Genomic DNA, 9,071 nt, shown 5'->3' with positions numbered 1-9,071 from the left:
CGAGCTGGACCGACCGCGCCGAGGTCGAGTCGGACGTCAAGACGACGTGGAACGGCCCGTACGAGCTCGTGACCGCCGGGGCCACCTACGAGATCTGACCCGGCCGATAGGCTCGCAGCATGACCCGCGAAGACGGCCGCAGCGCCGATCAGCTCCGTCCTGTGACGATCACCCGCAACTGGCTCGACCACGCCCAAGGCTCGTGCCTGATCGAGTTCGGCAAGACCAAGGTGCTGTGCGCCGCGAGCGCCAGCGAGGGCGTCCCGCGCTGGCGCAAGGGCTCCGGACTGGGCTGGGTCACGGCGGAGTACGCGATGCTGCCGCAGGCGACGCACGACCGCTCCGCCCGTGAGTCCGTCAAGGGCCGGATCGGTGGCCGGACGCACGAGATCTCCCGCCTGGTGGGTCGGTCGCTGCGGATGGCGATCGACTACAAGGCGCTGGGGGAGAACACCATCACGATCGACTGCGACGTCCTGCAGGCCGACGGCGGCACCCGCACCGCCGCGATCACGGGGGCGTACATCGCCCTGGCCGATGCCGTCGAGCACCTGCGCGCCAAGGGTGCCCTCGCCGGCGAGCCGCTCGTCGAGTCGGTCGCCGCGATCAGCGTCGGCATCATCGACGGCGTCCCGCTGCTGGACCTGCCGTACGTCGAGGACGTCCGCGCCGAGACCGACATGAACGTCGTGATGACGGGCTCGGGCAAGTTCGTCGAGGTGCAGGGCACCGCCGAGGGCGCGCCGTTCGACAAGGCCGAGCTCGACGCGCTGCTGGAGCTCGCCGCCGGTGGCTGCGCCGACCTGACCCGCCTGCAGAACGAGGCGCTCGGTCGATGACCGATCCGCAGCACGGCGGCCGGCGGGTCGTCCTGGCGTCCAACAACGCCAAGAAGCTCGCCGAGCTGCGCCGCATCCTCGAGCCGCTGGTGCCGGGGATCCAGGTCCTCGGGCTCGCGGACTTCCCGGCGTACGACGAGCCGGCCGAGACCGAGCCGACCTTCGAGGGCAACGCCCTGATCAAGGCCCGGGCGGCGCTCGCCGCGACCGGGCTGCCGTCGCTGGCCGACGACTCGGGGCTGTGCGTCGACGCCCTCAACGGGATGCCCGGCGTCCTGTCCGCCCGCTGGTCGGGTGTCGCGAAGGCCGACGGCGGCGACGCCGCCAACAACGCGCTGCTGCTGAGCCAGCTCGGCGACGTCCCCGCGGAGCGCCGCACGGCCCGGTTCCGGGCGGCCGTGGCGTTGTGCACGCCGGACGGGCGCGAGATCGTCGAGCTCGGCGAGATGGCCGGGCGGGTCCTGGCGGCCGAGCACGGGGGAGGCGGCTTCGGCTACGACCCGCTGTTCGCCGCCGACGGCCACGACGTCTCGACCGCCGAGCTGCCGCCCGAGGAGAAGGACCGCATCAGCCACCGTGGCAAGGCCCTGGTCGCGATCGCCCCGGCGGTCGTGGAGGCCCTGAGCCACTGAACCCCGGTGCACCGCTCCCGGGCGGGACTCAGCTGTCGAGGGCCGCGATGACCTTGCGGGCGATCGCGACGCTGCCGGCCCGGTTGGGGTGGATGCCGTCGACCACCCGGGAGGCGGTCAGCGCCCCCGTCGTGCTGATGAACTGCAGGCCGTGGGCCTTCGCCTCGGCCTCGATGATCGCCGTGACCCGCTGCCCGTTCTCGGGGTCGAACGGGCCCCACGGCGGCCCCAGCACGATGATCCGGGTCGACCGGGGGAGCCATCCCTGCAGCACGTCGAGGTAGGTGTCGACGGCGTGCTGCACCTCGGCGTCGGTCGACGGGACGAACAGGCCGTCGTCGCAACGCGACCAGTCGTTGCGGCCGCCCTCGACGATCAGGATCGACGGCGCGTCGCCGGCGTAGGCGGGGGTGCGATCGATGAACCGGTCGCCCGTGCAGCGCCGGCCCGGTCGGAGGTAGCCCGAGCCGGACTGGGCGTACGTCGTGACGTTCGCGTTGAACCGGCGACCCGTGATGCTCCACCACGCCTGGTCCTCGCCGCCGACCTCGTCGTCGTAGCGGGCCGAGATCGAGTCGCCGACCACCACGATGCCCTGCGGCGCGAGGGCCGAGAGCGCCTCCTTCTCACCACCCTGTGCACCCTGCCACGCCATGAACGGGGCGACGATCGTCGCGATGACGAGGGCGATGGCGACCGATCTGCGAGTGGCCGCCCTGGGCATGATCATGATGTGCTGTCTTCCTCCCGAGGAACGGCCACTGTACGTCCGCGGGCGGCCCCGGATCTCCAAATTCAGCGTAAGCAATCAACCTGTCACCCAAAATGGTTCGAAAGGGCCATCTGTGCAGGTCAGCAGGGTGCCGCAGGTCACTCCGGCAGGGCGAAGCCCTGCTGTCGCCAGGCCTCGAAGACCGCGACCGAGGCGGTGTTGGCGAGGTTCATCGAGCGCAGCCCGGGCAGCATCGGCAGGCGGACGCGGCCGGCCAGCCGGGGGTCGTCGAGGACCTCGGGCGGGAGCCCGGTCGGCTCGGGCCCGAACATCAGGACGTCCCCGGGGACGTAGGCGATGTCGGTGTAGAGCTCCTCGCCCCGGGCCGTGAAGGCGAACACCCGGGCCGGCGCCAGGGCCGCGAGCGCGGTGTCGAGGTCCGGGTGGACCGTCAGGACCGCGAGGTCGTGGTAGTCCAGGCCGGCCCGCTTGAGCTTGGACTCCTCGAGGTCGAAGCCGAGGGGCTCGACGAGGTGCAGCTCGGCGCCCGTCACGGCGGCCAGGCGGATCGCGGCGCCGGTGTTGCCGGCGATGCGCGGCTCGAAGAACAGGATGCGGAACATGTCAGGGCCCCTTCGGGAGTCGGACGTCGAGGACGAGGTGGACGACGAGGCCGGCGACCAGCGCCCAGAACGCGGACCCGATCCCGGCCGCCGAGACGCCGGACGCCGCGACGAGGAACGTGATGACGGCGGCCTCGCGGCCCCGCCGCTGGCTGACCGCGCCCTCCAGCGCGTCGGCGAGCGTGCCCAGCAGGGCCAGGCCGGCGACCGTCGCGATGACCCCGACCGGGGCGACCGCCACGAGGGCCGCCAGCGCGGCGGACGCGGCGGCCAGGACGACGTACGTCCAGCCGGCCGACTGCGACGCGATCCAGCGGCGCTGCGGATCGGGTCCAGCCGGTGGTCCGGCGGCCAGGGCCGCGCTGATCGCCGCCAGGTTGACCGAGTGGCCGCCGGCGGTGGCACCGGCCATCGTCGCGACGCCGGCGCTCACCATCGAGCTGCGCCACGGGACGTCGTAGCCCAACGACTTCATGATCGCGACGCCCGGGACGTTCTGCGACGCCATCGTGACGACGTACAGCGGCAGCGCGATGCCGACCAGCGCCGCCCAGCTGAGCTCGGGGGCGGTGAACGACAGGGCGGGGGCGAGGGAGGAGCCGGCGATCGTCGTGCCGTCGCGGACCATGTCGACGCCGATGACCGCGGCCGCCGCCACGAACGCGGCAGGGACGGCCCAGCGCGGTGCGAACCGCACCCCGAGCAGCCACACCACGACGATCGGCAGGATGGCCCAGGGGTTGTCCTTGAGGTGGGTGACGGGAGACAGGCACAGCTCCAGCACGACGCCGGCCAGCATGGCCTGGGCGATCGGCGCCGGGATCCGGGCGATGAGGTTGCCGAGCGCGGGCCACAGGCCCGTCAGGACGTACGCCGCGCCGGCGACCAGGAACGCCCCCACCGCGACCGGCCACCCGCCGTCGAAGCCGTCCGTGCCGGCGAGCAGGGCGACGCCGGGCGTCGACCAGACCAGGATCAACGGCATCCGGTGGCGGCGGCTCAGCCACAGCATCCCGACCGCCTGGGTCAGGCACAGGGCGAGGAGGCCGGAGGCGGCTTGCCGTGGGCTCGCGCCGACCGCCGTGAGACCGGTCAGGACGACCGCGAACGCGCTGGTGTAGCCGACGAGCGCGGCGACGACGCCGGCGCTGAGGGGCTGCTGGAGATCGGGGCGGGCCGCGCCGCCCTTCAACTCCCGCTCCATGGGCATTCACCCTAGACTCAGGCACCATGACCACTCCCCAGCGCGTCCACGTCACGCACACGTTCACGTCCGATCCCGCCACGGTCTTCGAGAAGCTCTCCGAGCACGAGAATCTCGGTCCGGTCTTCGGCGCCAAGATCACCCGCGTGTCCGACGGAGCGACCTCCCGCAACGGCGTCGGCTCGACCCGAGCCCTCAAGATCGGGCCGCTGCCGGCGTTCCACGAGACCACGACCGTGGCCGAGCCGCACACGCTGATCGAGTACGCCATCAGCAAGGGCAGCCCGCTCAAGGGCCACTGGGGCCGCCAGGTCCTGACGCCGACCGCCAACGGCGGCACGGCGCTGGACTACACGATCGGCTTCGACGCGCCGATCCCCGGCGTCGCCGGACTGGTCGGCAAGATCCTGCAGACCAGCATCTCCAAGGGGATCGGCAAGCTCGCGCCGTAGTCCCGGTCGACGACGGGGGGCGGTGGCCGCTGCGCAACAATGTGGTGTGCGCGCCGCCCTCCTCGTCATCGCCTCCGCCGTGTGCTTCGGGACGACCGGCACCGCGCAGGCGTACGGTCCGGACGCCGCCTCGAGCTCGGCCGTCGGCCTTGCCCGCATCGTCGCCGGTGGGGCCCTGCTGGGTCTGGTGGCCTGGTGGGTCGCCGGCCGTCCGTCCCCTCGCGCCCTCGGCACGAGCCGGGGTGGGCTGTGGGCCGTCCTGGTCGGTGGTGCCGCGGTCCTGGCCTATCAGCCGACGTTCTTCGCCGGCGCCCGACTCAACGGGGTCGCGATCGGCGCCGTGGTGACCCTCGGCGCCGCGCCCGCCCTGACCGGCCTGCTGGAGTGGTGCCTGACCCGGACCGTGCCGGCCCGGACGTGGTTCGTCGCGACCGGCTGCGCCGTCGTCGGTGTCGTGCTGCTCAGCGGGCTGGCCGAGGGCGCCGGCGACCACGTCAGCCTGCCCGGGCTGGCCGGCTCGCTGGGAGCGGCGCTGTCCTACGCGGTCTACACCCTCGCGGCGAAGCGGCTCCTCACCGACGGGTGGACGCCGACCGCCGCGATCGGGAGCGTCTTCGGGACGGCTGCCGTCCTGGGACTGCCGTTCCTCCTGCTCGTCGACCTCGCGCCGCTGGCGTCGTGGCCCGGGGTCCGGATGGTCGGGTGGCTGGCGATCGTGACCGTCGTGGTGGCGTACGTCCTGTTCGCGGTCGGCCTGCAGTCGCTCAGCGCCGCGACGGTCTCGACCCTGACGCTCGCCGAGCCGGTCACCGCCTGCGTGCTGGGACTGGTCCTGCTCGACGAGCGGGTCTCGTCCGCCGGCTGGCTCGGCCTCGTGGTCCTGCTGGGTGGGGTCGCCCTGCTCGCCGTGCCGCGGCGGACCGTCCCGGCCTGAGGTCAGCTGCCGCCCAGGATCCCGCCGAGGATGCCGCCGCCGACCGCGGCCGCGGCGACGTTGCTGCCGTTGTTGCCGGCGCCCGCCTGATAGCTCGGGCCCTCCGACGGCTGCACCACGACGAAGCCCGGGCCCGCGAAGGCGTACTGGAACGCCTCGCCGGAGCCGCCGCGCATCGTCGAGCGCATGCTCATGCTGTTGTGGATCTGGGGCTGCAGGTTGGCCGACCAGCAGACCGCCGCGTTGATGTCGACGTACGTCGGCTGCTGCGAGCAGTCCAGGATCATGGGATCGCCGTCGGCGACGAGGGCGACCTGGCCGTGGCCGCTGACGATCGTGTTGAACAGCCCACCGGCGGCGACGCCGACGCCCTTGACCCGGCGGATGTCGTGGTCCAGGCTCGCGTCGAACGCCAGCAGGTTGCGGCCGTTGATCGAGATGCCGTCACCCTCGAGGTTGAGCACGAAGACGTTCTTGGCGGTGTCGGCGAAGAACACCTCGCCCTCGCCGGCGACCGTCATGAGCGGGTTGTCCTCGGAGGTGACGACCTTCTTCATGAGCTTGCCGATGCTGCCGGCCGACTTGTGCTCGAACGAGACCCGGCCCTGGTAGGCGACCATGACGCCCTTGGTCGCCAGGACGGGAGCGCCGAGCGTGACCTTGAGCATCCGCGGGTTCTGCAACGTGAACCGCTCGGTGGTCTGGACCTCGAGGTTGGCCTGGTTGAACAGCTCGGACTTCATGCGGGGTGCCTCTCGTTCGTGGACTCTCTCTGGACTCAACGTAGGCGGCGCGCCGGAAGTGCCGCCATCGGGGAAGTGCCGGGTCCCACCCCGGGATCGGGATCCGGACACCCGGTGACGGGGGCCAGCTGGTCGGTGCGGAGTGACCAGCTGCGGGAGTAGACCTGGCATCCGCATGACAACCGGCAGGGCTTTCCCGGAGGATGGAGGGCATGGCTCACGTACGTCGCTTCGACCACATCGGCATCACCGTCGCGGACCTGGACCCGGTGACCGCCTTCTTCGTCGGCCTCGGGCTGGAGGTCGAGGGGACCGGATCGGTCGAGGGCGAGTTCGTGGAGACCGTCTGCGGCATCCCGGGCGCGCACTGCCGGCTCGTGATGCTCAGGTCGCCCGACGGCGGGGCCCGGCTGGAGCTCGCGAGCTTCGTCACGCCCGACCACGTCCCCGGCTCGCCGGCGGCGATGGCCAACGAGCTGGGTCTGCGCAACGTGTCCTTCGAGGTCGGCGACCTCCAGGCGGCCGTCGACGCCGTGGCTGCGGACGGCTACGGGCTCGTCGGTGGGATCGGTGAGTACGACAAGAGCGTGCGCATGGCCTACGTGCGTGGGCCCGAGGGGATCATCGTGTCCCTGTTCGAGCAGCTGGGCTGACGCGCCCCGGCCACTCGTGCTCAGCCGGTCCAGGCGTCGTCCAGGCACATGATGTTGCCCTCGCTGTCCTTGAACCAGGCGGCGCTCCCCATTCCCTCCATGCGGGCGACATCTCCGTCCCAGGTCACGCCGGGCATGTCGTAGTGCTCGAACGCCAGCCCCTTGGCCTTGAGGTCCCGCACCTCGTCGTCGACGCTGCCGACGTGCCACTGGGCGATGGTGTGACCGGCCTGGCCGGCGTACTCGGTCTGGTAGAGGAAGAAGGTCGTCCCGCCGCCGGTGGTGTAGATGAGTCCGCCCGGGTTCTCGTCGGCGGGCGTGAGGCCGAGCGTGTCGGCGTAGAAGCTCCGGGCCCGGTCGAGGTCCGACACGGGTACGTTCGCGGTGACTTTGCTGTCGTTCAACATGGCTGCTCCTTCGGGTCGTGAAGTGCCCGAGTCGCTTCCCCTCCAACGTAATCCCGGCCCAGCCACTCGGCTAGGGCCGGCGGAGTTCCTGGTGGTTGGTCCGCCAGGAGCGACCGCCTCCTCAGCGACTTGTCCCCCGTATGGCAGTCAGGGGCACGCTTTCGGGTCGGTGGCCGCTCAAGGCCAGTCGATCTTCCCGTTCAGGTTGAGCAAACACATGCCCTCGCAGGCGCTCGCTCTACTTCGCCAGCGCGTCTTCGATGGCTTGGACGAACTCCTCGGTGGTGGACGGGATGAGCCGTTCTCCGTTGAGGTAGAACGACGGCGTTCCACTGACGCCAAGCTTGGTCCCGTCGTCGATATCCTTGTGCACCCGCGCTGCTACGTCGGGGCTGGCTACATCAGCGTCGTACTTGGCCATGTCCAGCCCCAGGTCTACGGCGTACGTGCGGAACAGGGCGGCCTTGGAGTCTTGGCTTTCACCCCACTGCGCCTGCGTCTCGTACATGCGCTTGTACATGTCTTCGAACTTGCCTTGACGGGCTGCCGACTCGACGGCGTAGGCGGCGTTGTTGGCGTTCGTATGACTTGGGATGGGGAAGTAGCGGGCCACGAATGTGACCTTGCCGTCGTACTTTTCCCGCAGATCTTCGATGAACGGGTAGGCGGCGCCGCAGGCTTCACATTCGAAGTCGAGAAACTCCACGAGCGTCACTTTGTCGTCCTCGGCCGTGCTGAGCCGGTGGCTGTCAGCGCGGACGGTGATGTTCTTTCGCTCGGACGCGTCGGCCGGTTCGGGCGCGGCGAGATTCTGGTAGACGAATGCCCCGCCGAACAGTGCGACGGCGACGAGGGCGAAGCCAAGGGCGATGGTGGTCTGCTGGGTGATTTTCATCGGGAGGTCTCGTTTCGTGGTCGTCACCAGTCGATTTCGTGACACTCGCGGGCAGCAGTGCGTTCGACCTGGATCGTGGCGTGCTCGATGGCGTACGTGGCTTTCAACATGGTGCGGGCTTCGTCAAGGATGCGCGGGAAGTCGGCGGTGTCGCTGGCAACGAGGTGAGCGGTCGCCACGTTCATGCCTGACGTCAGGACCCAGACGTGCAGGTCGTGGACGTCAGTCACCCCAGGGACTGCGGCAAGGTCGTCGGTGACGTGTTCGATGGCCATGCCTTCGGGCACGTGCTGTCCGAGCACAGCGAGGACTTGGCGACCCAGAAAGATCGCACGCACAGCCACGAAGGCCCCGATTGCGAGAGCGACGACTGTGTCCCACCAGACTTCGCCGGTGGTGGCAATGAGGATTCCGGCGATGACGACGCCGACGGAGCCTGCCGTGTCTGCGACGACCTCGAAGTAAGCGCCCTTGACGTTGAGGCTTTCTTTGGCGCCGCTCTTGAGCAGGAACATGACGACGATGTTGATGAGCAGGCCGATGCCGCCGACGATGATCATGGGACCGCTGGAGACTTCGGGGTCGCTGCCGATGCGGCTGACTGCTTCGATGACGACGTAGGCGGAGACGCCGAGCATGAGCAGGACCGTCAGCCCGGAGGCAAAGACTTCGGCACGGTATGAGCCGAACGTTCGGCGGCCGGTCTTGTCCTTGCGAGTGGCAATCTTCGTAGCGGCGAGCGCGGCTCCGAGAGCAACCACATCGGCGGCCATATGCCCGGCGTCTGAGATCAATGCCAGGGAGTCAGCGACCAGTCCGTAGACCAGCTCGACGACGAAGAAGGCCGCGATGAGGCCGAATGCGATAGCCAGTTTGCGACGGTACCGGCCTCCCGCATGTCCAGCCGGTGCCGGTGGGTGGCTGTGTCCTGCGCCCATCAGAGTGTCCCTTCCAGTGAGCACGACGGCTCAGCAGAG

12 protein-coding genes are annotated in these 9,071 nt (G+C 70.2%); 5 read left to right on the top strand and 7 right to left on the bottom strand.

Features of this window, described 5'->3' with window-relative positions; genetic code table 11:
- Positions 1-119 precede the first annotated feature (119 nt).
- Both rph and rdgB read left to right on the top strand, forming a co-directional pair.
- On the top strand, positions 120-839 hold the full coding sequence (gene rph / locus JWQ91_RS12450) for a ribonuclease PH (protein WP_297784491.1): 720 nt from the start codon (positions 120-122) through the stop codon (positions 837-839).
- Positions 836-1,471, top strand: coding sequence for an RdgB/HAM1 family non-canonical purine NTP pyrophosphatase (gene rdgB, locus JWQ91_RS12445; protein ID WP_297784489.1), 636 nt, complete (start codon positions 836-838; stop codon positions 1,469-1,471). The genes rph and rdgB overlap by 4 nt, the downstream gene beginning before the upstream one ends.
- 28 nt (positions 1,472-1,499) lie before the next feature.
- Here rdgB and JWQ91_RS12440 read toward each other — a convergent pair whose 3' ends face one another.
- The 3 genes from JWQ91_RS12440 to JWQ91_RS12430 form a co-directional block, all read right to left on the bottom strand.
- Positions 1,500-2,201 (bottom strand): SGNH/GDSL hydrolase family protein, encoded by a 702-nt coding sequence (locus tag JWQ91_RS12440; RefSeq protein WP_297784486.1) that lies wholly within the window; start codon positions 2,199-2,201, stop codon positions 1,500-1,502.
- Between the two features lie 140 nt (positions 2,202-2,341).
- Positions 2,342-2,806, bottom strand: coding sequence for a tRNA (cytidine(34)-2'-O)-methyltransferase (locus tag JWQ91_RS12435; protein ID WP_297784483.1), 465 nt, complete (start codon positions 2,804-2,806; stop codon positions 2,342-2,344).
- Position 2,807: 1 nt separating this feature from the next.
- The gene (locus tag JWQ91_RS12430; RefSeq protein WP_297784480.1) at positions 2,808-4,010 is read right to left on the bottom strand and encodes a benzoate/H(+) symporter BenE family transporter; all 1,203 of its coding nucleotides are present in this window, start codon (positions 4,008-4,010) and stop codon (positions 2,808-2,810) included.
- Between the two features lie 26 nt (positions 4,011-4,036).
- Between JWQ91_RS12430 and JWQ91_RS12425 the strand changes: the two genes are divergently transcribed.
- Both JWQ91_RS12425 and JWQ91_RS12420 read left to right on the top strand, forming a co-directional pair.
- Positions 4,037-4,462, top strand: a complete 426-nt coding sequence (locus JWQ91_RS12425; protein WP_297784477.1) for an SRPBCC family protein — start codon at positions 4,037-4,039, stop codon at positions 4,460-4,462.
- 46 nt (positions 4,463-4,508) lie between these two features.
- Positions 4,509-5,396, top strand: a complete 888-nt coding sequence (locus tag JWQ91_RS12420; RefSeq protein WP_297784473.1) for an EamA family transporter — start codon at positions 4,509-4,511, stop codon at positions 5,394-5,396.
- 2 nt (positions 5,397-5,398) lie between these two features.
- Here JWQ91_RS12420 and JWQ91_RS12415 read toward each other — a convergent pair whose 3' ends face one another.
- Entirely contained in the window at positions 5,399-6,139 is a 741-nt protein-coding gene (locus tag JWQ91_RS12415; RefSeq protein ID WP_297784470.1) for an AIM24 family protein, read from the bottom strand.
- A 212-nt stretch (positions 6,140-6,351) separates the two neighbouring features.
- Between JWQ91_RS12415 and JWQ91_RS12410 the strand changes: the two genes are divergently transcribed.
- Positions 6,352-6,792 (top strand): VOC family protein, encoded by a 441-nt coding sequence (locus tag JWQ91_RS12410; protein ID WP_297784467.1) that lies wholly within the window; start codon positions 6,352-6,354, stop codon positions 6,790-6,792.
- A 20-nt stretch (positions 6,793-6,812) separates the two neighbouring features.
- Here JWQ91_RS12410 and JWQ91_RS12405 read toward each other — a convergent pair whose 3' ends face one another.
- The 3 genes from JWQ91_RS12405 to JWQ91_RS12395 all read right to left on the bottom strand — a co-directional run bounded on the left by JWQ91_RS12405 (position 6,813) and on the right by JWQ91_RS12395 (position 9,032).
- A complete protein-coding gene (locus JWQ91_RS12405) occupies positions 6,813-7,199 on the bottom strand; it encodes a VOC family protein (RefSeq protein WP_297784464.1) in 387 nt (128 codons plus the stop codon).
- Between the two features lie 238 nt (positions 7,200-7,437).
- Positions 7,438-8,094, bottom strand: a complete 657-nt coding sequence (locus JWQ91_RS12400) for a thioredoxin domain-containing protein (RefSeq protein ID WP_297784461.1) — start codon at positions 8,092-8,094, stop codon at positions 7,438-7,440.
- 23 nt (positions 8,095-8,117) lie between these two features.
- Positions 8,118-9,032: a cation diffusion facilitator family transporter gene (locus tag JWQ91_RS12395; RefSeq protein WP_297784458.1), complete on the bottom strand. Its 915-nt coding sequence runs from the start codon at positions 9,030-9,032 to the stop codon at positions 8,118-8,120.
- Between the last annotated feature and the right edge of the window lie 39 nt (positions 9,033-9,071).

The organism is Aeromicrobium sp. (assembly GCF_025965075.1).
Classification (GTDB): domain Bacteria; phylum Actinomycetota; class Actinomycetes; order Propionibacteriales; family Nocardioidaceae; genus Aeromicrobium.
Note: the sequence above shows the minus strand (reverse complement) of the source record. Positions and strands in the feature narration are given on the sequence as shown.

What these genes read in the sequence shown, in the direction of transcription:
- JWQ91_RS12410 (WP_297784467.1), top strand. Translation starts at nt 6,352, where the DNA reads ATGGCTCACGTACGTCGCTTCGACCACATCGGCATCACCGTCGCGGAC.
- JWQ91_RS12395 (WP_297784458.1), bottom strand. Translation starts at nt 9,032, where the DNA reads ATGGGCGCAGGACACAGCCACCCACCGGCACCGGCTGGACATGCGGGA.
- JWQ91_RS12400 (WP_297784461.1), bottom strand. Translation starts at nt 8,094, where the DNA reads ATGAAAATCACCCAGCAGACCACCATCGCCCTTGGCTTCGCCCTCGTC.
- JWQ91_RS12430 (WP_297784480.1), bottom strand. Translation starts at nt 4,010, where the DNA reads ATGGAGCGGGAGTTGAAGGGCGGCGCGGCCCGCCCCGATCTCCAGCAG.
- rph (WP_297784491.1), top strand. Translation starts at nt 120, where the DNA reads ATGACCCGCGAAGACGGCCGCAGCGCCGATCAGCTCCGTCCTGTGACG.
- JWQ91_RS12425 (WP_297784477.1), top strand. Translation starts at nt 4,037, where the DNA reads ATGACCACTCCCCAGCGCGTCCACGTCACGCACACGTTCACGTCCGAT.
- JWQ91_RS12435 (WP_297784483.1), bottom strand. Translation starts at nt 2,806, where the DNA reads ATGTTCCGCATCCTGTTCTTCGAGCCGCGCATCGCCGGCAACACCGGC.
- JWQ91_RS12415 (WP_297784470.1), bottom strand. Translation starts at nt 6,139, where the DNA reads ATGAAGTCCGAGCTGTTCAACCAGGCCAACCTCGAGGTCCAGACCACC.
- rdgB (WP_297784489.1), top strand. Translation starts at nt 836, where the DNA reads ATGACCGATCCGCAGCACGGCGGCCGGCGGGTCGTCCTGGCGTCCAAC.
- JWQ91_RS12440 (WP_297784486.1), bottom strand. Translation starts at nt 2,201, where the DNA reads ATGATCATGCCCAGGGCGGCCACTCGCAGATCGGTCGCCATCGCCCTC.
- JWQ91_RS12405 (WP_297784464.1), bottom strand. Translation starts at nt 7,199, where the DNA reads ATGTTGAACGACAGCAAAGTCACCGCGAACGTACCCGTGTCGGACCTC.